This window comes from Marivita sp., from assembly GCF_048006345.1.
Lineage (GTDB): Bacteria > Pseudomonadota > Alphaproteobacteria > Rhodobacterales > Rhodobacteraceae > Marivita.
This window is the reverse complement of sequence record NZ_CP180351.1, coordinates 2,779,385-2,803,009: the sequence shown is the minus strand read 5'-3', so window position 1 is coordinate 2,803,009 and position 23,625 is coordinate 2,779,385. Positions and strand designations below refer to the sequence as shown.

Annotated in this window: 24 protein-coding genes and 1 tRNA gene; 16 read left to right on the top strand and 9 right to left on the bottom strand. The window is 60.7% G+C overall.

Features of this window, described 5'->3' with window-relative positions; all coding sequences use genetic code 11:
- Nucleotides 1–48: 48 nt before the first annotated feature.
- The 3 genes from truA to argF all read left to right on the top strand — a co-directional run bounded on the left by truA (nt 49) and on the right by argF (nt 3,232).
- Nucleotides 49–819, top strand: coding sequence for a tRNA pseudouridine(38-40) synthase TruA (gene truA / locus ACMVPR_RS13730; RefSeq protein WP_416883342.1), 771 nt, complete (start codon nt 49–51; stop codon nt 817–819).
- A gap of 301 nt (nt 820–1,120) precedes the next feature.
- A complete protein-coding gene (locus ACMVPR_RS13725; protein WP_416883341.1) occupies nt 1,121–2,302 on the top strand; it encodes an aspartate aminotransferase family protein in 1,182 nt (393 codons plus the stop codon).
- Between the two features lie 3 nt (nt 2,303–2,305).
- Nucleotides 2,306–3,232 carry an ornithine carbamoyltransferase gene (gene argF / locus ACMVPR_RS13720; protein ID WP_300588583.1) on the top strand — a complete coding sequence of 309 codons (927 nt, stop codon included), beginning with the start codon at nt 2,306–2,308 and terminating at the stop codon, nt 3,230–3,232.
- Here argF and ACMVPR_RS13715 read toward each other — a convergent pair.
- The 6 genes from ACMVPR_RS13715 to rpmH form a co-directional block, all read right to left on the bottom strand.
- Nucleotides 3,207–4,319: a Hint domain-containing protein gene (locus ACMVPR_RS13715; RefSeq protein ID WP_416883340.1), complete on the bottom strand. Its 1,113-nt coding sequence runs from the start codon at nt 4,317–4,319 to the stop codon at nt 3,207–3,209. The two genes, argF and ACMVPR_RS13715, sit on opposite strands and share 26 nt — an antisense overlap.
- A gap of 86 nt (nt 4,320–4,405) precedes the next feature.
- The gene (locus ACMVPR_RS13710; RefSeq protein ID WP_416883339.1) at nt 4,406–4,759 is read right to left on the bottom strand and encodes a hypothetical protein; all 354 of its coding nucleotides are present in this window, start codon (nt 4,757–4,759) and stop codon (nt 4,406–4,408) included.
- A 122-nt stretch (nt 4,760–4,881) separates the two neighbouring features.
- Nucleotides 4,882–5,952: a M35 family metallo-endopeptidase gene (locus ACMVPR_RS13705; protein WP_416883338.1), complete on the bottom strand. Its 1,071-nt coding sequence runs from the start codon at nt 5,950–5,952 to the stop codon at nt 4,882–4,884.
- A 235-nt stretch (nt 5,953–6,187) separates the two neighbouring features.
- Nucleotides 6,188–6,406, bottom strand: coding sequence for a membrane protein insertion efficiency factor YidD (yidD, locus tag ACMVPR_RS13700; RefSeq protein WP_416883337.1), 219 nt, complete (start codon nt 6,404–6,406; stop codon nt 6,188–6,190).
- On the bottom strand, nt 6,403–6,807 hold the full coding sequence (gene rnpA / locus ACMVPR_RS13695) for a ribonuclease P protein component (RefSeq protein ID WP_416883336.1): 405 nt from the start codon (nt 6,805–6,807) through the stop codon (nt 6,403–6,405). The genes yidD and rnpA overlap by 4 nt, the downstream gene beginning before the upstream one ends.
- Nucleotides 6,808–6,835: 28 nt before the next feature.
- The gene (rpmH, locus tag ACMVPR_RS13690; protein WP_089233247.1) at nt 6,836–6,970 is read right to left on the bottom strand and encodes a 50S ribosomal protein L34; all 135 of its coding nucleotides are present in this window, start codon (nt 6,968–6,970) and stop codon (nt 6,836–6,838) included.
- A 504-nt stretch (nt 6,971–7,474) separates the two neighbouring features.
- Here rpmH and ACMVPR_RS13685 point away from each other — a divergent pair.
- The 4 genes from ACMVPR_RS13685 (at nt 7,475) to ACMVPR_RS13670 (ending at nt 11,194) form a co-directional block, all read left to right on the top strand.
- Nucleotides 7,475–8,209 (top strand): TVP38/TMEM64 family protein, encoded by a 735-nt coding sequence (locus ACMVPR_RS13685; protein WP_292264279.1) that lies wholly within the window; start codon nt 7,475–7,477, stop codon nt 8,207–8,209.
- A 2-nt stretch (nt 8,210–8,211) separates the two neighbouring features.
- A complete protein-coding gene (locus ACMVPR_RS13680; RefSeq protein ID WP_416883335.1) occupies nt 8,212–9,630 on the top strand; it encodes a dihydrolipoyl dehydrogenase family protein in 1,419 nt (472 codons plus the stop codon).
- 24 nt (nt 9,631–9,654) lie between these two features.
- Nucleotides 9,655–11,037: a sensor histidine kinase gene (locus tag ACMVPR_RS13675; RefSeq protein WP_416883334.1), complete on the top strand. Its 1,383-nt coding sequence runs from the start codon at nt 9,655–9,657 to the stop codon at nt 11,035–11,037.
- 80 nt (nt 11,038–11,117) lie between these two features.
- A tRNA-Arg gene (locus ACMVPR_RS13670) sits at nt 11,118–11,194 on the top strand.
- A 71-nt stretch (nt 11,195–11,265) separates the two neighbouring features.
- On the opposite strand, the gene ACMVPR_RS13665 is transcribed toward ACMVPR_RS13670, so the two are convergent.
- The gene (locus tag ACMVPR_RS13665; RefSeq protein WP_416883333.1) at nt 11,266–12,150 is read right to left on the bottom strand and encodes a LysR family transcriptional regulator; all 885 of its coding nucleotides are present in this window, start codon (nt 12,148–12,150) and stop codon (nt 11,266–11,268) included.
- 267 nt (nt 12,151–12,417) lie between these two features.
- Between ACMVPR_RS13665 and ACMVPR_RS13660 the strand changes: the two genes are divergently transcribed.
- The 4 genes from ACMVPR_RS13660 (at nt 12,418) to ACMVPR_RS13645 (ending at nt 16,830) form a co-directional block, all read left to right on the top strand.
- A complete protein-coding gene (locus tag ACMVPR_RS13660; RefSeq protein WP_416883332.1) occupies nt 12,418–13,383 on the top strand; it encodes a glycine betaine ABC transporter substrate-binding protein in 966 nt (321 codons plus the stop codon).
- Nucleotides 13,384–13,463: 80 nt separating this feature from the next.
- Nucleotides 13,464–14,519: a quaternary amine ABC transporter ATP-binding protein gene (locus tag ACMVPR_RS13655; protein WP_416883331.1), complete on the top strand. Its 1,056-nt coding sequence runs from the start codon at nt 13,464–13,466 to the stop codon at nt 14,517–14,519.
- The gene (locus ACMVPR_RS13650) at nt 14,516–16,057 is read left to right on the top strand and encodes an ABC transporter permease (RefSeq protein ID WP_300588561.1); all 1,542 of its coding nucleotides are present in this window, start codon (nt 14,516–14,518) and stop codon (nt 16,055–16,057) included. The genes ACMVPR_RS13655 and ACMVPR_RS13650 overlap by 4 nt, the downstream gene beginning before the upstream one ends.
- On the top strand, nt 16,054–16,830 hold the full coding sequence (locus tag ACMVPR_RS13645; protein ID WP_416883330.1) for an alpha/beta fold hydrolase: 777 nt from the start codon (nt 16,054–16,056) through the stop codon (nt 16,828–16,830). The genes ACMVPR_RS13650 and ACMVPR_RS13645 overlap by 4 nt, the downstream gene beginning before the upstream one ends.
- 8 nt (nt 16,831–16,838) lie before the next feature.
- Here ACMVPR_RS13645 and ACMVPR_RS13640 read toward each other — a convergent pair whose 3' ends face one another.
- Entirely contained in the window at nt 16,839–18,077 is a 1,239-nt protein-coding gene (locus ACMVPR_RS13640; RefSeq protein ID WP_416883329.1) for a CoA transferase, read from the bottom strand.
- Nucleotides 18,074–18,910: an FAS1-like dehydratase domain-containing protein gene (locus tag ACMVPR_RS13635; RefSeq protein ID WP_416883328.1), complete on the bottom strand. Its 837-nt coding sequence runs from the start codon at nt 18,908–18,910 to the stop codon at nt 18,074–18,076. Before ACMVPR_RS13635 ends, ACMVPR_RS13640 begins: the two co-directional genes overlap by 4 nt.
- Nucleotides 18,911–19,239: 329 nt before the next feature.
- Between ACMVPR_RS13635 and ACMVPR_RS13630 the strand changes: the two genes are divergently transcribed.
- Genes ACMVPR_RS13630 through ACMVPR_RS13610 form a run of 5 tightly spaced genes read left to right on the top strand, consistent with a single transcriptional unit; the run spans nt 19,240 to nt 23,509 of the window.
- On the top strand, nt 19,240–20,364 hold the full coding sequence (locus tag ACMVPR_RS13630; protein WP_416883327.1) for an ABC transporter permease: 1,125 nt from the start codon (nt 19,240–19,242) through the stop codon (nt 20,362–20,364).
- Nucleotides 20,361–21,146 carry an ABC transporter ATP-binding protein gene (locus tag ACMVPR_RS13625; protein WP_416883326.1) on the top strand — a complete coding sequence of 262 codons (786 nt, stop codon included), beginning with the start codon at nt 20,361–20,363 and terminating at the stop codon, nt 21,144–21,146. Before ACMVPR_RS13630 ends, ACMVPR_RS13625 begins: the two co-directional genes overlap by 4 nt.
- A 1-nt stretch (nt 21,147) precedes the next feature.
- On the top strand, nt 21,148–21,801 hold the full coding sequence (locus tag ACMVPR_RS13620; RefSeq protein ID WP_416883325.1) for an MlaD family protein: 654 nt from the start codon (nt 21,148–21,150) through the stop codon (nt 21,799–21,801).
- A gap of 17 nt (nt 21,802–21,818) precedes the next feature.
- The gene (locus tag ACMVPR_RS13615) at nt 21,819–22,886 is read left to right on the top strand and encodes a hypothetical protein (RefSeq protein ID WP_416883324.1); all 1,068 of its coding nucleotides are present in this window, start codon (nt 21,819–21,821) and stop codon (nt 22,884–22,886) included.
- Nucleotides 22,883–23,509 (top strand): ABC-type transport auxiliary lipoprotein family protein, encoded by a 627-nt coding sequence (locus ACMVPR_RS13610; protein ID WP_416883323.1) that lies wholly within the window; start codon nt 22,883–22,885, stop codon nt 23,507–23,509. Before ACMVPR_RS13615 ends, ACMVPR_RS13610 begins: the two co-directional genes overlap by 4 nt.
- Nucleotides 23,510–23,625: the final 116 nt, after the last annotated feature.

The following is a 23,625-nucleotide window of genomic DNA, read 5'->3' as shown; positions in this document are numbered from 1 at the left end:
TGCGCAAGGGGGATTGTTCGGCGCAAAGCGTCAGGATAAGCGGGGCGCATGCCCAGATTTGCCCTGAAAGTCGAGTATGATGGCGCGCCGTTTGCCGGTTGGCAAAGACAGGCGGACCAGCCATCGGTGCAGGGTGCCATAGAAGCGGCCTTGGCCAAACTTGAGCCGGGCGAGCACACGATTGCCGCAGCGGGGCGTACCGATGCCGGAGTTCATGCGCGCGGGCAAGTCTGCCATTGCGATCTGGAAAAGGACTGGTTGCCCTTTCGGTTGTCCGAGGCGCTGAACCATCATTTGAAACCCTTGCCGGTGGCGATTGTCGACGCGGCCGAGGTCGAGGGCGATTGGCACGCGCGTTTCTCGGCGGTAGAGCGGCGGTATCTGTTTCGACTGGTGTCGCGGCGTGCGCCGTTGACGCTGGAGGCCGGGCAGGTCTGGCAGGTGAAGCACGATCTGGAGCTTGCGCCAATGCAGGCGGCGGCACGGCATCTGATCGGATTGCACGACTTCACCACGTTCCGGTCCACCATGTGTCAGGCGGCGTCGCCGGTCAAAACGCTGGATGCGTTGGATATAAGTTCGGTCGAGACCGACTGGGGCACCGAATTCCAGTTCCGCCTGCGCGCGCGGTCCTTTCTGCACAATCAGGTACGCAGTTTCGTCGGCACGCTGGAACGGGTTGGTGCGGGCGCGTGGGGGCCAGAAGATGTGAAGCAGGCCTTGGACGCGCGGGATCGTGCTGCCTGTGGACCTGTATCTCCACCGCAGGGTTTGTATCTGATGGGCGTTGGCTATCCGGACGATCCGTTTCAGCACTGAGCGTGGTTGCGCTGCGCGGGGCGCATCGCCGGGCATGCAGATTTTGAAAAATCTGCCTGGGGCGCTGCCCCAGACCCCGAAGTATTTTTGAACCAGAGAAGAATGGGACTTGTTTTGAAGGCGGTTTTGCCTGATGACGCGGGTCATGACACATGTGACCGATATCCGACGAGACATCTGATCTTGTTTTGCCGCCCCGCACTGTGGGCGATCCGTCACCTTTTGTCTGAATTCACATCCTTTCCGTTGACTTGGCCCGCGCCGCTTGGCACGGCTTGGGCTTCCTGAAATGAGGTTTCCCATGATCCCCTCTGTTCTGCCGACGTATTCCCGCGCTCCGCTTCACTTTGTGAAAGGTGAAGGCACCTGGTTGATCGAGGCGGACGGGCGACGCTTTCTCGATCTGGGCGCGGGCATCGCGGTAAACGCGCTGGGCCACGCGCATCCAGCGCTGGTGCAGGCGCTGACGGATCAGGCGCAGAAGCTCTGGCATGTGTCGAACCTCTACGAGATCCCGCAGCAGCAGGCGCTGGCCGACAAGCTGGTAGCCAGCACCTTTGCCGACACGGTGTTCTTTACCAATTCGGGGACCGAGTCCTGCGAGCTCGCCGTCAAGATGGCGCGCAAGTATTGGTACGAGAAAGGCCAGCCCGAGAAGACCACGATCGTGACCTTTGAAGGGTCTTTCCATGGACGGTCCTCGGCGGGGATCGCGGCGGCGGGGTCGGAAAAGATGACCAAGGGGTTTGCGCCGCTCCTGCCGGGGTTCAAACATGTGCCTTGGGCTGATCATGAGGCGCTGCATGCCGCAATCGACGACAGCGTTGGTGCGATCCTGATCGAGCCGGTGCAGGGCGAGGGTGGGATCAGGCCACTGCCCGATCAATGCCTCAAGGGGTTGCGCGCACTCTGCGATGAGAAGGGCATTATTTTGATCCTTGACGAGGTCCAGTGCGGTGTATCGCGCACGGGGCGTCTGTTTGCACATGAGTGGGCGGGTGTGACGCCCGACATCATGATGGTCGCCAAGGGCATCGGCGGGGGCTTTCCTCTGGGCGCGGTTCTGGCCACCGAAGAGGCGGCGTCGGGTATGACGGCGGGCACACATGGATCGACCTATGGGGGCAATCCGCTCGCTTGTGCGGTGGGCTGCGCGGTGATGGATATCGTTAGCGCGCCGGACTTCCTCGAGACCGTGAACGCACGGGCCGGGTTCCTGCGACAGAAGCTGGAAGGTCTGGTTGCAGCGCATCCTGACGTGTTCGAGGGCGTGCGCGGTATGGGCCTGATGCTGGGTCTGAAATGCAAGGTGGCGCCGATCGACGTGGTCAAGGCGGGCTATGAATGCGGTGTGATCACGGTCCCGGCTGCGGACAATGTGGTACGTCTGCTGCCGCCGCTGAACATCAGCGAGGACGAGATATCCGAGGCGGTGAACCGGCTGGACTTTGCCGCGGATGCGGTTCTTGAGGCGCAGGGCTGAGATATGAAGCATTTTCTGGATATTCACAAAACCGACGCGGGTGATCTGCGGACGGTGATTGATCAGGCCATCGCCATGAAAGGTAGCCGGAATGGTCGCCCCAAAGGCGCGCCGGATGATGAGCAGCCGCTGGCTGGGCGCATGGTTGCGTTGATCTTTGAAAAGCCCTCGACCCGGACGCGTGTGTCCTTCGATGTCGGCGTGCGCCAGATGGGCGGGCAGACGATGGTGCTCTCTGGGTCGGACATGCAGTTGGGCCATGGTGAAACCATCGCCGATACCGCGCGTGTGATGAGTCGCTATGTCGACCTGATCATGATCCGCACCTTTGACGAGGCGGTGCTGGAAGAGATGGCGGAAAACGCCAGTGTTCCGGTGATCAATGGTCTGACTGACCGCACCCATCCCTGCCAGATCATGGCGGACGTGATGACCTTTGAGGAACATCGCGGGCCGATCAAAGGCAAGAAGGTGGTGTGGTGCGGTGACGGCAACAACGTGTGCGCGTCCTTCCTGCATGCGGCGGCGCAGTTCGGCTTCGATTTCACCTTTACCGGGCCCGTCCAGCTTGACCCGGAAATGGAGTTCGTGGGCCTTGCCCGGAACGCGGGTGTCCAAGTTGCCATCGAACGGGATCCGTTCAAAGCCGTCGAGGGGGCTGATTTGGTGGTTGCCGACACGTGGGTGTCGATGCACGATGCGCAGTCGGCCAAGGAACGGCGGCACAACATGCTGCGGCCCTACCAGGTGAACGTGGACCTGATGCGCCACGCGAAACCCGATGCGCTTTTCATGCACTGCCTGCCGGCGCATCGCGGCGAAGAGGTGACGTCTGAGGTAATGGACGGCCCGCAATCGGTGATCTTTGACGAGGCGGAAAACCGGCTGCATGCGCAGAAGGCGATCATGCGGTATTGCCTAGGGGTGTGATCCCGTCACTAGGCGTGTCTGATCGAGCAGATCTGAGGCCCTGCGTTTTGTGCGAAGCACGACGCGGGGTCTTTCTTTTATTAAGGTGATCCCGGCAGTGTCGGACCGTCATGCAAGGTCGGGCCGGTGGGCCGTTCAGCGCTTGGTCGGTGTCCTGAGATTTGGGAAACACCCGAAAGATGCCAAGACGTTCGCGCGGTGTCAGTCCGGACATCGCCATTCCGCCCAGCAGCAGCGTTTCCGAAAAGCAGCCTTGCGCGAAGACAATTTCGTGCCGCGCGCACGCGAAATGAACCCACGTCACGGCACGTTTCCCATGCATCTGGCGAATACCGGGCAGGATGGTGAGGGCTTTGGCCGGCACGAACGTTTCGCCTGCGAAACTGTTGGATAGCTGCATCTGGCCGCCAACGAGCATCCGATGCTGGGGTGACACGATCAGGTCTCTGAAGGGACGATTCGGACCAAGTGCCGAGGCTTGGATCAGGATTGGCGCAGATTTTTCCGATGTCTGATCCAGCACCTCGACATGTCGGCGGGTCCACATGACCGGTTGCACGCCATTATCGAGAGTCAGAACAGGATCGCCTTCCCGCAGGCTCTGCACCGGGCGTGGTCCCGAAGGTGTGTCGATGCGTGTGTCTTCGGCAAAGCAAATCGTTTGGTATGTCGCGGACGGGTCCCGATCAGATGTCCAGAAAGCGTTTGGGGTGGAGGGACTGCCGCCATTCGACCAATACCACCCTTCGAGGTCGAATCCCGGCGACCAGACCAGCTGAACCAGTTCACCTGAGCTTGTATCCGTGCCTTCGAAGACAACAGCGCCTTGACCCGGGCCGACGTAATCGCTGCGAATGATGGTTGCGTCTTCCAGCGCGCTGGCCCCGCCATTGCCGGACCAGCTCAGGTCATAGCGGTCACCTACGCCGAATTCGTATGGGGACGGATCCCCGCCGTTCGAAGTGATCACAAGATCCTTGGTCGAGTTCGGCGGGTAATCGAAATAACTGTAGGCCGTCGTCACGTTGACATTGCTGCCGGACGAGACTGCGAATTCATTATTGATGGCATTGATGAAGACAACCACGACACCGCTCCTTTGCAGAGCACAGTGTCGGGCGAAATCATTGACGTTGGCTTAAGTGCCAGCGGGGTCCCCGCGCTCGAGCGCTCTTACCCGCCGGAGGGCGTTGACGTCCCAGTCTCGGGGTCCACTAGAAAGCGCCGACCGCGTATGTCTTCGACTTCGATCATGTTACCGGACATGCTGATGCGTTTCATCGCGATCATGTTGCGTCCGCCACCGGGAAGGAACGGGTCCACCGGATCGGGATTGGTGTAGACCTGGGCCAGCCAGAGAACCTCGCCTGATGCAATGTTCGTGGCGCGCATCCATCCACTGACATCTGTTGCGTCCAGAGGCAGGCCGGACAATGCCGGTTCGTAGCGGATGCCGTTCCGTTCGAGCGCATCGACCTTGGGCGGAGGAACTCGGCTCGCTCCGGAGCCGGGCAGATCTGAACTCATGGTGTCGATTTCCTTGTCAGTCGAGGGATTCTGCGAGTCTTGTGCTCCGCCCGCCCAGAGGGCAAGCGAAACCGTGACCATGATCAGCGCGGCGCCTGTGCCGAGAGAGGCGCGCCGCGGTATCATGGCTTTGGATTGAGCGCGACATTGCGTTCCGAGTTGGTGAGCATTCCAGCCGCATCGACGGCGAAGAAGGCCCAACTGTCGGCATTGTTCATAGCGTATTCCGTGTGGAAGCTGTCCTTACGCGGCTTGATGCCCTGTGGATGCCACGAATAGCGCGGATGTGCATCGCCGGGCACGGTCACGTCGTCGGTGTTCAGCTGCGAATGCGTCAACTCGTGGATCAGTATGCGCGCCCAATTCTTGGACCCTTCCAAAGTGTTGCCTTTGCCGAAAAACGCTTTTTCGATGTAGATCACGTTCAGGCGCTGGCCACCCAGACGGTAGGCAAAGGCTTCGCTGTTCTCCCAGTTGCCGTCCCCCCGGACGGTCGGGTCGTCCGTAAGAATCATGCGCCCGCTGTTGCTGGCGCGGGAGATCTTCTGGAACCCTGTAGACAGGCGCGCGGCTAGGGCCGAAATCTTGGCATCAGATTGATGATCTTCGTCCGCGAACCAACGCTGGATCAGTTTGCGTCCGATCGTATTGGGACCAACCGAGTCGCAGATCACATTCGCTTTCTGAGACCAGGCGAGCGCCTTTTGGGAGGCGTGTTGAAGATTCTTCAGATCGCGTTTCGTGTGGTATTCGTTGATGTCCTTGAGCTTGGTCTTGAGGCTGTCCGCATTGGCATTTTCAAGTTCGCCCGTCGCCCAGTTACGATAGGATTTGGGCAAAGACAGCGCCCAAGCATCGTGACCGCCGAATTTGGACAGCAGATAGAGATGTCGGAGTGTCTTGAGAGCGGCGGCTTTCTTGTTCTTGGTGGCACCCGTTCCGGAAAGGTCGAGGATGCCATTCGCTTCGCGGTCCTTGTCCATCCCGAAAACCCGTTTGAACAGACCGCGCTGGCACTGTTCACGTAGGGTGTCGAGAGCTGCGGCATGGCCGGGGGCGGGACCCGACGCTTCCATGAGAAGGATGAGATTGTCGATCAGTTTTTGCTCTTCTCCGCTCAGCTTGTCCGTATTGCTCGAGATCGCGAGGTTGGCTTTGACCCGATCATATTCATCGGTGAACTTCGACGGCATAATTGGATTCCTTCAAAACAGGTCCGTGGTCTTTCTGGTGATGCACTATTCGGCCGCAACCCGCGGCATGACCTATGAATACCGGTCAAAACTCGTCATTCAGATAAAACGACCAAGTGCACAGAAGCCCTTGGCAGGCGGTGCAGGATGATAAAGTGACTTAACGTCACCGTGCGTCCAAACGAGACTACGCGCAAGGTTTTTGTTGGAACTGCAGCGAGTGGCTGAAGCGCTCTCAGGGCACATTATCTATGCCGCTTTTGCCCCATGGATGGCAGCGGGCGATGCGCTTTGCGGCCAGCCAGCCGCCTTTGATGCCACCGTGCTTCTGCAACGCCTCGAGCGCATAGGCCGAACAGGTGGGGTGATAGCGGCAGTTGTGCCCGACCCAAGGACTGAAGATCAGGCGATAGGCGCGGACGGGTAGGGCGAGTGTCCATGCCAGAGGGGTCATGACGGCGTGTGGAGTTTGCGCAGGGCATAAGCCAAGTCGTTCTTGAGCGCCTGAAAATCGCGGTCGATCGTGACGCCGGGGCGGCCGATCAGCACATAATCCCAGCCGGGTTGCGCACCGGGCAACAAGGCTTCGGCCACAACGGCCCGCAGGCGGCGCTTGGCGCGGTTGCGGGCCACGGCATTGCCGATCTTCTTGGAGCAGGTATAGCCGACGCGGATCGTCGGATCGCCGTCATCGCGATGCCGTGCCTGCACCAGCATCCCGTCGGTGCCCCGGCGAAGGGCACGGGCGGCGCGCAGGAAATCGGCGCGATGGCGCAGGACGGCGACGGGCGAACATGACAACACCGCCGGAGGCGTGTTTCCCCTTGTGTCCAAGGAGGCCTCCGGCGGTGTCATGTCAGATTGCCTGCGCTGTCGCGGACGCTTACGCGCTCAGCGACTTGCGGCCACGGGCGCGGCGCGCGTTCAGGATTTTGCGGCCGCCCTTGGTGGCCATGCGCGCACGGAAGCCGTGGCGGCGCTTGCGAACGAGGTTCGAGGGCTGATAGGTGCGTTTCATCGCGTCCAACTCCGTTTGATCGGGCCGGGCCGCGCGGATTCGGCGACCGGTCATGTTCGAAGCCCGTGCTATAGGCAGGTGCTTTTGGGTTGTCAAACGCTGTGTCAGGGAATTTCAGCGTTTTCTTGGTCCCTGCGCAGGATCCCACGCGTAACATGGGTCTATCCGGGCGGAAAGAGGTGGGGGTGTTGCACCCATTGCCAGATCGGGCGCGCCCCCCGGGATATTTTTGAACCAGAGAAGATCATCGGGCAGCGCTTTTCAGCGTGGCGTTTTGAAACAATGGCACACGGCGGCGTGTGGGTTTGACACAGTCTGCAATATTGGCCGGGGGTGCGCGGGTCTAATGTTTCAATAAGGGCCGCTGAGCAGGGGATTCTCACGTAAATCGGAGCCAGCGATCAACCGGACGTGAGCCGGGTGTTGCTGGAGTGCTGCAAGGGGCATGTATCAGTCAACGCAAACACATCAGTTCAAGAGGTGGCCCTCCCCGGCCTGTATGACATGACAGATATGACAAACACCCAACACACCCCCGCATGGAAGCGCTTTGCGCCCCTGATTGCCATTGGCGCGGTTGCGCTGATTGGTGCCTTTACCCTGCGCGATTACCTGAGTTTCGAGACACTGGCGGCCAATCGTGAGGCGCTCGAGGCGTTCCGCGACGCCAATTATGTCCTGACGGCAGGTGTGTTCATGTTGGCCTATATCGCGATTGTCGGGTTTTCCCTGCCGGGAGCGACGATTGCGACGCTGACGGGGGGCTTTCTGTTCGGGGTGTTTCCGGGTGCGTTGTTCAATGTCCTCGCGGCCACCGTCGGCGCGACGATGATCTTCCTGGCGGCGCGCTATGGTCTGGGTGAAAAGCTGGCGGCCAAGATGGAAGCCAGCGATGGCGCGGTCCGCAAGATCAAGGACGGGATCGACGAGAACCAATGGTCGATGCTGTTCCTGATCCGATTGGTGCCCGCCGTGCCGTTCTTCGTCGCAAACCTAGTGCCTGCACTGGTTGGCGTCCCGCTCTATCGCTTCTTCGTTTCCACCTTCCTTGGCATCATTCCTGGCGGTGTGGTCTATACTTCGGTCGGGGCCGGTCTGGGTGAAGTGTTCGCGCGTGGCGAGACACCGAACCTCGGCATCATCTTCGAGCCGCATATCCTGCTTCCGATCCTTGGTCTCTGTGTCCTTGCGGCGCTTCCCATCGTGCTGAAGGCCGTGCGCGGCAAGAAAGGACTGTGATCATGGAAACCATCAAGACAGATGTTCTGATCATCGGCGCGGGGTCCGGCGGATTGTCGGTAGCAGCAGGGGCGGTGCAGATGGGGGCCAGCGTGGTCCTTCTCGAGGCGCACAAAATGGGCGGCGATTGCCTGAACTATGGCTGCGTTCCCTCAAAAGCGCTGATCGCTTCGGCCAAGACGGCCTATGCCATGACCCATGCAGACCGTTACGGCATCGCGAATGTCACCCCTCAGGTGGACTACGCTGCGGCCAAGGATCATGTGGCCGACGTGATCGCCCAGATCGAACCGGTCGACAGCCAGGAACGGTTCGAGGGGCTGGGGGTCCGCGTGATCCGTGAATTCGGGCGCTTTGTCTCTCCGACCGAGGTCGAGGCCGGTCCGTATCGTATCAAAGCCCGCCGTGTGGTCATCGCCACGGGCTCTTCCCCCTTCGTGCCGCCGATCCCCGGTTTGGACAAGGTGCCCTACATCACCAATAAATCGCTCTGGGAGCTGCGCGAACAGCCCGAGCATTTGCTGGTCATCGGTGGTGGCCCCATCGGGATGGAAATGGCGCAGGCGCATCTGCGGCTTGGATCAAAAGTGACGGTGATCGAAGGCGCGAAGGCGCTGGGCAAGGACGACCCGGAAATGGCGGCTATCGTGCTGGACAGTCTGCGCGAAGAAGGGCTTGAGATCGCCGAAGGATCGAACGCGAAAGAGGTGCGCGGCACAGCAGGTGCAATCGAGGTGGAAACCGAAGACGGCCGCGTGTTCAAGGGAACGCATATTCTGGTTGCCGTTGGTCGCAAGGCGAACACTGCAGGGCTTGATCTGGAAAAGGCAGGCATCAAGACGACGCGGACCGGCATCGAAGTGGATGCGTCGATGCGGACCTCGAACAAGAAGGTCTACGCCATCGGCGATGTGGCGGGCGGTCTGCAATTCACCCATGTCGCGGGCTACCATGCCGGGGTGATCATCCGCTCCATGCTGTTCGGTCTGCCTGCCAAGGCGTCGACGCGGCACATTCCCTGGGCCACCTACACCCAGCCGGAGCTGGCACAGGTCGGTCTGACCGAGGAACAGGCCCGCAAGGCGCACGGGACCAAGCTTGAGGTCGTGCGCTTTCACTACAGCCATAACGACCGGGCGATTGCCGAACGCAAGACGCGCGGTCTGATCAAGGTGATGGTGGTCAAGGGCCGCCCGGTCGGTGCGTCGATTGCCGGAGAACAGGCAGGCGAGTTGATCAATCTTTGGGCCCTTGTCATTGCCAACAAGATGAAGATGGGCCAGATCGCCAACATGGTCGCGCCTTATCCAACAATCGGAGAGCTTAACAAACGGGCAGCGGGGGCTTATTTCTCTCCGCGACTGTTCGAGAGTGATACCGTGAAGAAAGTTGTCGGATTTGTTCAGAAATGGCTGCCCTGAGGTGAACCGGCCGGGGATGCCCTCATGTTGAATTCGCTCTCTGGTCGTTTCCTGATCCTGACCACCGTCTTCGTGATGCTGGCAGAGGTGCTGATCTTCGTGCCGTCGATTGCGCGGTATCGAGAGGATTTTCTGCTGAACCGCCTCGAGCGGGCGCAGATCGCCTCGCTGGCGCTTCTGGCGGATGACATGATCGACACCGAACTGGAAGAAGAACTGCTGCTCAATGCCGGTGTGTTCAACGTGGTGCTGCGGCGCGACGAGTTGCGGCAACTGGTGCTGTCCTCTCCGATGCCTAGCGAGGTGTCGCAGACATTCGATCTGCGCGATGCCAACGCGCTCACCCTGATCCGCGATGCGATGGCCCGCTTGATCGACCCCGAGAACGAAACGATCCGGGTGATCGGCAACCCGTTCCGGGATGGCGGTCTGCTGATCGAGATCACGTTGGACACCAGCGAGCTGCGGATGGCGATGATCGATTATGGCCTGCGCATTCTGGTGCTGTCGGCGGTGATCTCGATCGTGACTGCGGGCCTCTTGTTCCTTGCAGTTCGGATATTGCTCGTGAAGCCGATCAAGGGTGTCGTTGGTCATATGCAAAGCTATGCCAAGGCTCCCGAAGACGCGCGGCGGATCATTCAGCCCTCGGCCAGCGTGACCGAACTCCGCGACGCGGAAAAAGCGTTGCAATCCCTGCAAACGCAACTGACCCAGGCGCTCAAGCAAAAGGAACGCCTCGCGCAATTGGGTGGCGCGGTGGCCCGCGTCAGCCATGATCTGCGCAACATCCTGACGTCGGCACAGCTCTTCACCGACCGGATCGAGATGAGCGAAGACCCCGCAGTCAAGCGGATGGCACCCAAGCTTGTGAATTCGATCACTCGTGCTGTGTCGCTTTGCGAAAGCACCCTTGCATTCGGGCGCGCGGAAGAGCCGGCACCGACACTGACGCTGATCAACCTGGCTCAACTGGTGTCCGATGTTCTGGACAGCGAACGCCTTGCCATCGGTGACTTCGACCTGAGCCTGAGCGAGGACGTGCCGGGCAACTTGATGGTGCGGGCTGACCCGGAACAGATGTACCGCATCCTGTCCAACCTTGTTCGCAATGCGCGACAGGCAATCATTGGCACGGGGACGCCCGGCGAGATCAATGTCGCCGCCAAGGTGTGTGACGATGCCTGGTGCATCGACGTCACCGACACCGGGCCTGGTCTGCCGCCCAAAGCGGTCGAATACCTGTTCCAACCCTTCCAGGGCGGTGCCCGAAAAGGGGGATCGGGGCTTGGTCTGGCCATCTCCGAAGAACTGGTGCGCGGCCATGGCGGGACGTTGACGCTGGTCAACACAGACGCCAGCGGCACGGCATTTCGCATCCGCCTGCCCATGGGCGGGCTGACCTAGACGGCTCTGGCAAAGGTGCAAAATTTTCTTGGAATTTGCGCTTGCATCGCTCCGACACTGGGTCTATTTCCACCCCTCACGGACCGATAGCTCAGCTGGATAGAGTACTTGACTACGAATCAAGGGGTCGGGGGTTCGAATCCTCCTCGGTCCGCCACTTTCCCCTTCGCAGTCTTTTCCAGCATCACCTCTCACACCTCATTTTGACGTGGATCCTTGGGTTCGGCGTCACAGCACCTCCCACAAATCGCGGGTGGTCGTGTCGAATTGTGAAGGGTCCGCATAGGCTGCGATGGTCAGGTGAGCGACCCAACTGTCATCCCCAATACGCACAAGTGCGCCGTTCGCCAGTTCGGTCTGGACAGCGGTTTCAGGCATCCAGGCAAACCCGCTTCCAGCCATCAGGCGGCGCTTGATCGCCTCGACCAATCCGTCGACGTAAATCGTCTCGGCATGGAACGGTTTGCGCCCGATTGTCTGTTCGACAACGATGCCAAGAAAGCTTGTGCGCTCATACGCGAGGTAGGGAATGTCCTTGCCGTTCGGCGCATCCAAATCCCATCCGTTCTTAAGCGCGGGCTCTGCTGCGGCGACTGGGATCAGGCGATCTGTCAGCAGATCCTTACGGTCGAACGCCGTCTCGTCGATGGTCAGGGACACCGCGTTGTGCGTGTAGCACAGCATGATGTCGACCGCGCCTTCGACCAGCAACTCGCAACATGTGCTGAGCGAGTCTGAAATCACCCGTGTACGAATATCCGGCATGCTCTGCTGCAATGTCTCGATCCGGTTGGCAAGGAAGTTGACCGAGATCGTGTGAAGCACTGAAAAGCGGATGAACCGGTGTTCGCCGCGGTCCGCGTCCCGCAGGGTTTGCCGACTTTCGGACAACTGGGACATGGCAGCGGTGGCCACGGGCAGGAACTGAAGCCCGGCGTCTGTCAGTTGCACCGGATAGGTTGCCCGATTCACCAAGGGCAGGCCGACCCAGCTTTCCAAAGCCTTAATTCTTCGGCTGAACGCAGACTGAGTGATGTTTCTTTCATCAGCAGCCCGTGTGAAGTTTTGTGTGCGTGCAAGGCACTCGAAATCGCGCAGCCAATTGAGATCCATGCATGCCCCTGAAAAAAATGAATTTTCCACGATCATACAGAATTCTATGCAAGATCGGAATAGTTTGATGAAATGTTTGAATTGGAGTGCTCTGAGAATCTGTTCCTACGCTTCGATATGGGCATGAGTCGCTCTTGGCCCCGTCTGCCCGACATCGGCGGGTGCGGTGGCCAAGCGGGTCCTGCCAACACGCGGAAGTTTGCGTGTAAAGAGAAAGAAAATGTCGAGCTGGGCAAAAACGACCAGCCATCAACAGAGGAGACGACCATGATCAAGAATATCAAAAGCCTTGGCCTGGCCACTGTGGTCAGCGCACTGGCCCTTCCGGCCTTTGCGTCGGAAGAGGTCAAGATCGGCGTGCCGTCCTGGACCGGGGCGCAGGCCATTGCGCATGTGCTGGGCCATGTCGTGGAAACACGCATCGGCGGCACCGTGGAATATGTGCCGGGCAACAATGCCACGATTTTCCAGGCAATGGACCAGGGCAAGGGTGACATCGACGTACACCCGGACGTCTGGTTGCCGAACCAGGAAGCCTTTACCAAGCAATATGTCGATGATGCAGGCACGGTAACGCTGTCTTCCAACCCCTATCAGGGCAACCAGGGCTTCTGCGTGTCCAAGCAGTTCGGCGAAGCCAACAACATCACCGACATCGCGGATCTGGGTCGCCCCGACGTGGCCGCGCTGATGGACAGCGATGGCAATGGCAAGGGTGAACTGTGGATCGGTGCACCGGGCTGGGCTTCGGCCAACGTGAACGAGGTCAAGGTCCGCGACTACGGCCTGCTCGACTTCATCGAACCGATCCGCGCTGAAGAAGCGGTCAAGACCGCGCGCATCAAGGACAGCATCGCCAAAGGAGAGGGCTACGCCTTTTACTGCTACGAGCCGCACGCGGTGTGGTTCATGTTCGACGTGATGATGCTCACCGAGCCGACATACGATCCCGAAAAGTACGTCATGGTACAGCCGTCGGACGACCCCGATTGGTACACAAAATCCATGGTCGCTTCGAAAGATGCGCTCAAGGATGTGCAGATTGCATGGTCCAATTCACTGGTTGATCGGTCCCCGGCGATTGCCGAATTCTTCCAGAACTTCGGTCTTGAAGCATCGGACGTCAGCTCATTGGCCTTTGAGATCAGCGCCAATGGCCGCGATCCGGCAGAAGTGGCGGCAGAATGGGTTGAGGCAAACTCCGACCGCGTTGACGCGTGGCTGGGCCTCTGATCCCGACCCTTTGACGATCGGCCACCGGGGATACCTCCGGTGGCCGACCCTTCCAAATCCCGATGACGAGGCGTGGCCTGATGGATGACGAAACCGTCATAGAAATTTCCAATGTCTGGAAGATTTTTGGGGCCCGACCCGATGCGGCGCTGCGGGCGATCCGGGAAGAGGGGCTGACCAAGGCCGAAGTGCTGGCACGGCACAACGCCGTTGTGGGCGTTGCGGATGTCAGCCTGTCGGTCAATCGTGGCGAAATCTTCTGCATCATGGGCCTGTCCGGCAGCGGTAAGTCCACGCTCGTGCGCCATTTCAACCGTCTGTTGGAACCGACGGCGGGCAAGATCATGATCGAAGGCACCGACGTGATGGCGCTGGGCCCGAAAGAGTTGCAGACCTTCCGCAACCGCAAGATCGGCATGGTGTTCCAGAACTTCGCGCTGATGCCGCACCGGTCTGTGCTGGATAATGTGGCAATGCCCTTGGAAATCCGGCAGGTCGCCAAGAACGAACGTATGCGTCAGGCGGCGGCAATCCTCGACATCGTGGAACTGGGCGCATGGGGGTCGAAATTCGCGCATGAACTTTCCGGCGGGATGCAGCAGCGGGTCGGGCTGGCCCGCGCATTGGCTGCGAACCCGGATGTCCTCTTGATGGACGAACCGTTCTCTGCGCTTGACCCGCTGATCCGGCGGCAATTGCAGGATGAATTCATCCGGCTCAGCAAAATCCTGAAGAAAACGACTGTCTTCATCACCCACGATCTGGACGAAGCCGTCCGCATCGGTGACCGCATCGCGATCATGCGGGACGGCAAGATGGTTCAGATGGGCACGGCCGAAGACATCGTCATGCATCCCGCAGACGATTATGTGGCTGATTTCGTCGCCGGGATTTCGCGGCTCAAGGTGGTGCATGCACATGCGGTGATGCAGCCCATCGAGGCCCATATCGCCGCCCATGGACCGATTGACGCCGATGCGCCACGGGTGGGGGCGCAGGAAACGCTCAGCACGCTGATCAATCTCGCCATAGACAACGACAGTGCCGTTCTCGTGCAGGAGGGCGGTCAGGATGTCGGTGTCATCACGCGCAAGGATCTGCTGCGCACCGTGATCGAGGGAACGGAAGTGTCATGAACAAAGAAGACATCAATCCTCTTGAAGACACCGAAAGCGAAGCCGCTCTGGCTTATGCCGAAGAGCGCCGCGAGAACATCCGCACTTTCGTGCGCACCAACCCGGACTATTACATCCGCAACTTTGACAAGATCGGCGCGTCGTCCCGATTCACCCCGACCTTCAATCTCATGGCGGGTCTGTTCGGCCCGATCTGGTTTGGGGCGCGCGGCCTGTGGTCATGGGCGTTGCCCTTTCTGATCCTCGAAGCTTTGGCCTTTGTTCAGATCGCCCGTGGCCTGTTCGGAGATCTGGCCGCCGATGCCATGGCCCGGATTGCGTCCATCGAAGGCACACTCGAACTGCGGCGGCAGCAATTGGCCGCTGCGATTGAAAGCAATTCGGACCGGGTCGATGCGTTTCAGCGCACCGTGGATTCGCTCGAAGCGAATATCGGCGGAATCCGCGCAGAAGCCGAAGCCCTGGCCGCCGAAGGGCCGACAATTGTGCTGACCGGGATTGCCCTGCTGATCGTGGTCAAAGTCATTCAGGCCATTGTCGCCAACTGGGCGCTTGAAGCCCGGTTTTCCGAATGGCTGTCGGACCGCAGCGTCCGCTCCGGTCTGCCGCCGCAGCACATTGTCCTTAGCGCCTTGTTCATGGTGATCATCGTGGCCACCGCCATGGTCCACTATAGCTTTCCGGGGCGCTATTCGCTGCTGAGCACCTTTCCGACCGATCCTGACATCCGCCTGACCGGGATCACCTTGGTCGAGAACTTCATCGCGTGGTGTGTGAGCAACTCTGAGGCATTCTTCGACGGCCTGACCTTTGCCATCCGGTCGCTCTTGGACGCGCTCGAGGTGATCCTTGTCCAGACACCATGGATCGTGATCGTCAGCCTTATCGTCTTGTTGACATGGCTGACCGCCGGATTGCGCACCGCCATCTATTCTGGTGCCTTCCTGGCCTATATGGGCCTGCTTGGCTTTTGGGAGGCGGCGATGACCACCCTGGCCCTTCTCGGCACAGCCGCATTGCTGTCTATCGCCATTGGCATTCCTTTGGGCATGTTTGCCGCCCGCCGCCCGCGCTTTTACGCGTTCATCCAGCCGATCATGGACTTTATGCAGACTATGCCTGCCTTTGTCTTCATGGTCCCTGTCATCGCCTTCTTCGGCGTCGGCAAACCGGCGGCGGTCATCGTGACGATGATTTTTGGAGGCACACCCGTTGTGCGTCTGACGGTACTGGGGTTGCGCGGCGTGCCCGAAAGTGTGCGCGAAGCGGCGATCAGTTTCGGCGCGAACAAGTGGTATCTGCTGACCAAGGTCGACCTGCCATTGGCCAGCCCATCCATCCGCGCAGGCATCAACCAGACCATCATGCTGTCGCTGGCGATGGTGGTGGTGGCCTCGCTCATCGGGGCCAAGGGGCTGGGTGAAGACGTGCTCGAAGCGCTGCAATACGCCAATGTGGGGCAGGGCATCCTTGCCGGATTCGCGATCCTCTTCTGTGCGATGATCCTTGACCGCATCGTTCAAGGGGCGCGCAAATGACGCCTTTGGTCATGGTGCATGGGTTCATGGGCGGCAGCCGCCAATGGGCCGAACAGACCAAGGCTTTGGCGTCTTGTTTGGATGTGGTGACCGTCGATCTGCCGGGGTTCGGGCTTAACGCTCATCTTCAGGCCCCCGACACGATCACCGATTACGCGACATGGGTGCTCGACCATCTGCGCGCCAAGGGCATCGATCGGTTCCACCTGTTGGGCCACTCGATGGGCGGTATGATCGCGCAGGAAATGGTCGCCCTGTCACCAGACCGGGTTGACCGCCTCGTTCTTTATGGAACGGGTGCCACCGGTGTGCTGCCCGGCCGGTTCGAACCGATCCACATTTCGAAAACCCGCGCTCAGACCGATGGCCCGCGCAAGACCGCGCGCCGCATAGCCGCGACATGGTTCCTTGACCGCGAGGGTGCCGCCGGGTTCGAGTCCTGTGCGTCCATCGCGGAACGAAGCAGCCTGCAAGCCATCGTGGCAGGATTGAACGCCATGGAGGGGTGGAACGGCGAACCAAACCTCGTGGCGATCAAGTCTCCGACCCTTGTGATCTGGGGCGATCACGACCGCACCTATCCGTGGCACCAGACCGAACAGCTCTGGACCGCCATCGACGACACCAGCCTCGCGGTGATCCCCAACTGTGCCCACGCGGCGCATTTGGAGAAGCCCGCTATCTTCAACAGCATCCTGCGGGATTTTTTCGAAGGTGTCGGGTCGGCTGACCGAAGCAGCGCCGTTCTGGAAGCCTCAGCCCATGTGACCTGACCGCCGGGTCAGGCCGCGTTGCGCGGTTTGGCGAAGGTCGGGGATTGCACGACCCCGGCATCGAAAAGCTTTGCGATCTCGGTGCCGGTACAGCCCGCAACATCGGCCAGGATCTCTTCGGTATGCTGGCCCAATGTCGGCGCAGGTCTTGCGGGGCTACGCTGCAGCGCGCTGAACGCCGCTGGATGGGCAGGCACACGGAACGTGCCAACCCCCGGCTGTTGAACGTCGGTAAACATCGGGTTCTCGGTGCTCAGGTCGCTGTCCTGCTCCACCGCTTCCCGCACGGTGCGGAACTCTGACCATGTCAGTCCGGCGTCGTTGAACGCGGCCTCGAACTCGGGCACGCGGCGCTGGGCAAACCACGGCTTGAGGATCGCCGTGATCTCATTGCGGAAGCGCCAGCGGTTGCCTTCATCGGCCAGAGACACGCCCAGACGCCCTTCGAGCGATGCCATCGCTTCGACCGTGCCCGTCGCCTTGCAGATGCCACGCCACTGGCGGTCGGTCAGGCCGATCACCATCACGCGGCGGCCATCGGCGCAGACGAAATCCTGCCCGTAAGCCCCATAAAGTGCGTTGCCGGATTTGCCACGGTCCCCGGAGTTCAGGGTCACATCCCCGATCATGCCCAGATGCCCAAGCGTCGCCGCTGCCACGTCTTTCAATGCGATCTCGACCTCTTGTCCACCCTTCCCACGCAGCCGGTGCCGTTCAGCAGCCAAGAGTGCTGAGACACACATGTTGCCCGCGATCAAATCCCAAGCAGGTAGCGCATTGGCGACAGGGTCGTCGGTGTCCACGGGTCCAGTCATGTGCGGAATGCCCAGCGCCGGATTCACGGTGTAATCGACCTGAGGTCGCCCGTGCCGGTCCCCGGTCAAGGTGACCATGACAAGGTCGCGCCGATACTGGCTCAGCGTTTCGTAGTCCATCCAGCCGCGCACCCGCAGGTTGGTCAGGAACAGCCCCGCGTCGTCCCCCGGTGCGGTGATGATCCGGGTGATCAACTCGCGCCCTTCGGGAGATTTCATGTCGACGGCAATGGATTTCTTGCCCTTGTTCATGCCCGCCCAGAACAGGCTTTCGCCGTTGGGGGCAAGCGGCCAGCGTCCGGCATCAAGACCGCCACCCAGACGGTCAAAGCGGATCACCTCGGCCCCCATCTGCGCCAGCGTCATGCCCGCCAAAGGCACCGCGACAAAGGCCGACCCTTCGACGACCCGCATACCCTTGAGCACGCTCATTGCGCGTCTGCCCAGATCGCTGTGGCTTGCATGCATTGATGCCCGTCCTGCCCAGTCCAGAGGCTCAGAACCGCGTCTTCGGCCTCCATCGCAATCTCGCAAGGATTGCCCGCAAACATCGGATGAACGCCACGGAAATCGAAATACTTGGGGGTCCTGCCACGCTCGCGGATCGCGGCACGCATCAGCAGTGTGGCTTGCAACGGGCCATGCACCACGAGGCCGGGGTATTTCTCGACCTCCTTGGTGTAGGCAAGGTCATAGTGGATGCGGTGGGCGTTGAACGTGACAGCCGAATAACGGAAGAGCAGCGCTTCGGTTGTGTCAATCTCTTCCACCGGCGCAGTCGGAAGCGGCTTTTTCTTCGGCGGCGTAAAGGTGTCCGGGATTTCGAGGTAAACGATGTCCTGCCGTTCTTCGATGGCTAATCCAGAGGGGCCATAGATCGCGTGATCGACCGTCACGAACACCATCGGCCCGCTCGATCCTTCTTTTTCTGTCACAGACCGGATGGACGAACGCCGCTCCAACGGATCACCGATGCGCAGAGTGGGGCCATAGAACTTCAACGCGCCACCGGCCCACATGCGCCGGTCCAGACGCACGGGCGGCAGAAGATCGGTCTCGCGCGGATGTCCGTCGCGGCCCAGCTTGTCATTCGGGGTTGCGATGGGGAAGGCGCACCAATGCCAGAGCGGCGGCAACGGGTCACCATGAGTGGGCAGTTTGCCGAAGCCGACCGTGGCCTGAAGCTGCCGAGCAAGCTCTGGCGTGACACAGCCTGCATCGCGGGTGACACGGCCAGTCCACGCATCAAGGTTCAGCATATCCATGATCTTCCTCCCCACAGAACATCCAATGCAGATAGGTCAAATAACATAAAAAATCAAATGTTATTAAGTACTTATGGGAATACCACGGTATACCGTCTACGCCATTTCGCAGGCGCGGCATTTGAACGAAAAGGAAATTCCCGCTTTTTCTGCACCTGCAGCGTCGCGCAAAAAATCGCGTATCAAACCTGATCCGGCCACGTGGCAGAGGCGGTTCGCCGCAGTGGATGACCGCTTTCCCCTGCCGGTCACTCGGGATAGCTTGCGGGTATGGACACAACCGGGATCGCGGCAAAAGAATTGCGCAGACAGCGCGCCGAGACTTCGCCATGACCAATGGCGATGACACCGGGTTCTCTGTTCAGCCTGCCGATGACGATGGCACCGTTCGCCTGTCAGGGGCGCTGACGATCCGCACGGTCACAGAGGTCCGCAATCAGTTGAAAGCGCTCGACCCGTCAACGCTCCGCCGCATCGACCTGTCGTCCGTGTCACGCCTCGATACGGCGGGCGCATGGGTTCTACTCAGTCTCAATAGGGGTGCCGAAACCGGACAGATCGCGTTCACGGGCGCAAGCGCCGAGGCGGAAAGCCTTCTTAACAGCGTCCAGCAGGCGTTGCCGAAACCCGAAGCGCCACCCGCGCATGACAGCTCGTTTTCGGCATGGCTCGGTCAGTTCGGCCAGCGGGTGTATTCCGGCCTGATGTTCCTGCGCGCGCTGACCGGGTATCTGGGCATCTTCCTGCACCGCCTGGCCCGCGCCATGCGCCACCCAAGCGAATTCAAACTCACGTCCCTTGTACATCATTGCGAAGAGGTCGGCCTCAAGGCCGTACCCATCGTGGCACTGATGGCATTCCTGATCGGTGTGGTGCTGGCCTTCCAAGGGTCGACCCAGTTGCGCCAGTTCGGGGCCGAGGTGTTCGTCGTCGACCTGATCGCCATCTCCATCCTGCGCGAACTGGGCATCCTGCTCACCGCCATCATTGTCGCCGGCCGCACCGCATCGGCCTTCACCGCGGCCATCGGCTCGATGAAGATGCGCGAGGAAATCGACGCGATGCGCACGCTGGGCCTTGATCCCGGCATGAACCTCTTTGTGCCGCGCATTCTGGCGCTCTTGATCATGCTGCCGATCCTTGGGCTGATCGCCAATATCGCCGGGCTGTTCGGGGGCGCGCTGATGGCGTGGATCGACCTTGGCATCTCGCCCGCGATGTTCACCACGCGTCTGGTCGAAGGCACGGCGGTCAGCCACGTCTTCGTCGGTCTGGTCAAAGCCCCGGTCTTTGCGATGATCATCGGCGTCGTTGGTTGCCACGCGGGCATGCAAGTGCAAAGCAACGCGGAATCGCTGGGCCGCATGACATCGAACGCTGTGGTCACAGCAATCTTCGCGGTGATCGTGGCCGACGCCGTCTTCTCCATCTTCTTCGCGCGGATCGGCATATGACAGACCGCGAGGTGGTCATCAAGCTGCGCGGCATCCGAAACCAGTTCGGGCGACAGGTGGTGCACGAGGATCTGGACCTCGACGTTTATCGCGGCGAGATCCTTGGCGTGGTTGGCGGCTCTGGCACCGGAAAATCTGTCCTCCTGCGCACCATAGCAGGCTTGCAGAAACCTGCCGCCGGGTCAGTCGACGTGCTGGGCACCGATGTTCTAAACGCCGACGAGGACACGCGGCAAAAATTGGAAAGCCGTTGGGGTGTGATGTTTCAGGACGGAGCGCTGTTCTCGTCGCTCACCGTGCGCGAAAACGTCGAAGTGCCGATGCGTGCGATCCCCGGACTTGATCCGCAAATCCGCCGCGATTTGGCCGATCTCAAGATCTCAATGGTGGGGCTGCAATATCTGGCAGGCAACAAATATCCGTCCGAGCTTTCGGGGGGCATGCGCAAGAGAGCAGGGCTGGCCCGTGCGCTGGCGCTTGACCCCGACATCGTGTTTCTGGATGAACCGACTGCTGGCCTTGATCCGATTGGCGCGTCTGCGTTTGACCAGTTGATCCGGGGGCTCAGCCATTCCCTCGGCCTGACTGTATTCCTCGTGACCCATGATCTCGACACGCTGCACGCGACCTGTGACCGCATCGCGGTGCTGGCAGAACGAAAGGTACTGGTGACTGGCAGCATGGCAGATATGCTTGAGGTCGATCATCCTTGGGTCCACGAGTATTTCCACGGGCCCCGCGCCCGTGCTGCCGTGCCCGAAAAGACGACGAAAGGCGACTGACTTGGAAACCAAGGCGAACTTTGTCCTCATCGGCGCGTTCACTCTCGCGGGGCTGTTGGGCATCCTTGGGTTTTTCCTGTGGTTCGCTCAGGTCGAGCTGGACCGCCAATTCGACTATTACGACATCCGCTTTTCCTCCGTTTCTGGCCTGAGCAACGCCTCCGACGTGCGCTTCAGCGGTTTGCCTGTGGGGCAGGTGGTGGATGTGCGCCTGTCCCCCAATCGGGACGGCACGATCCTTGTCCGGGTCGAGGTAGATGCCGCCACCCCTGTCCGCACGGACAGCATCGCTACCATTGAAGCGCAGGGCGTCACGGGCGTGTCCTTTGTCGGCATCGGCCCCGGATCACCCGACGCCGCGCTGCTGGAACCGACGGATGACAAGCCCGTGCCCGAGATCACCGCAGGACGCTCCACCCTGCAAAGCCTTTCTGAAGATGCCCCGCGTCTGCTGGAGGAAACGCTGCAACTCGTGACCGATGTGGGGGATCTCTGGGCGCAGAGAACCGCGACCGGATCAATTCGATCATCGCCAATGTCGAAACCGCCTCTGCCGAATTCGCCGAAACGCTGGACGGCTTCTCGTCGATCTCGACCACGGTCAGCGACTTCGCCGAACAGATCAACCGCTTCAACGAGACGCTCAACACCCTGACCGGCGACCTGACCGAGGTGCTGCAAACCGCCGACGCCACCCTGACCTCCATCGGCGAACTCTCCGAGCAGGGCAAAGGCGTCCTGACCAGTGGGGCCGATACCCTGACCAGCGCCCGGTCCGCCATCGACCGAACCGAAACCTACATCGCCACTGACCTGACCCAGACCACCGCAGATCTGCGCGCCACCGCCGCCGCGCTGCAAACCGAGCTGACCGCACTTTCCGCTGACGCCCGCGCGCTGATGGCGACGCTGAACACCACCGGTGCAACTGCAACCGCCCGTCTGCAAGAGGCGCAGGCAACCCTGCAAGCCACCGACGCGCTGATCGCCCGTCTGGATGGCACAGCCGAGGCCGTGACCGAAACCGCTGGCAGCATCGACAAGCTGATCCGCGATGAAGGCACGCCTCTGCTCGCCGAAACACGCGCAATGGTGGCCGATGCCGACCGCGCCATCGCGTCTGTGGCCACCATCGCCAACACCGATCTGCCCGTCATCATCGCCGACATCCGTCAGACGGCCGAGACCTTCCGCACCGTCGCGACCGAAGTGGGCGGCAACCTGACCGCCTCCAGCCAATCCGCCGAAGCGGTGTTGGACACGGCGCGGGTCACCCTCGAAGACGCGCGGGTGTCCTTTGCCAACGCCAACACGACGCTGGCCGCGATCAATGACGCGCTGGAAACCGGCGACCGTGCGCTGGGTGCGGCGGAACGGGCCTTCACCGGGGCGGATCGTGTGATCAACGAGGATCTGGACGGCATCATCAGCGGCCTTGAGGCCTCTTTGGGCAGCCTTGATGCGGCCATCGCGCAGGTGTCCGAGGACATTCCCGGCATGTCCGCCGATCTGCGCGCCGCGAGTCAGGCGGCCTCCGACACCTTTGCCGAGCTGCGTAACCTGACAAGTGCCGCGTCGCCGTCGATCCGCGAATTCACCACCACCGCGTTGCCGCTTTATTCGCGGTTGGCACAGGAAAGCCGCGCATTGATTGCAAATCTCGACCGATTGACGGAACAAATACAACGGGACCCGACGCGGTTCTTCCTCGACAGCGAAACGCCGGAGTTCAGACGATGAAGACTTGGGGGCACCTGCGACATGCGATGATGGTGATGGCTTTGGCCGCACTTTCCGGCTGTGCCGCCATTTCGGCAGTCAGCGATGCAGCCACACCGCTGGACGTGTACGAACTGCGCGCACCTGACACTATCGCAGCGACGAATGGCCGGGTGCTCGCGCGCGATGTGATCGTCGAGATTCCCACCACGAGCGGGGCCTTGGCCACCGACCGCATCATGATCCGCCCCAACGCGCTTCAGGCGCAGTACCTGCCCGATGTCCGGTGGAGCGAACCAACTCCGGTGATGGTGCAAACCCTGATGCTGCGCTCCATCGAAGCCACGGGTGCTGTGCGCTATGTCGGGCGCAAGCCCCTCGGCGTGAGCGGGGATTTCGCGCTTGTGACCGAGGTCATCGACTTTCAGGCCGATGTCGTGCCCGCGACCGATACCGCCAATGTGCAGATCACACTTCTGGTGCGGATTGTCCGCGAGAGCGATGCCAGCATCGTGGCCAGCCGCCGCTTCACCGCAAGTGCTGTGGCCGCAACGACCGAGACGGATGTTGTGATCGACGCCTTCAGTTCAGCGTCGGATCAGATCTTCGTCGATTTCGCACAATGGGTTCGGACAACGCTATAGCCATAAACGCCCCACGTTGATTGACCCATGTCATCTCTGATGAATGGTATCTGCGCTAGACCACGGACGCGGAGCTGGGCAATCACGCCCCGCCTCAAGGACAGGCAGGGTCGATC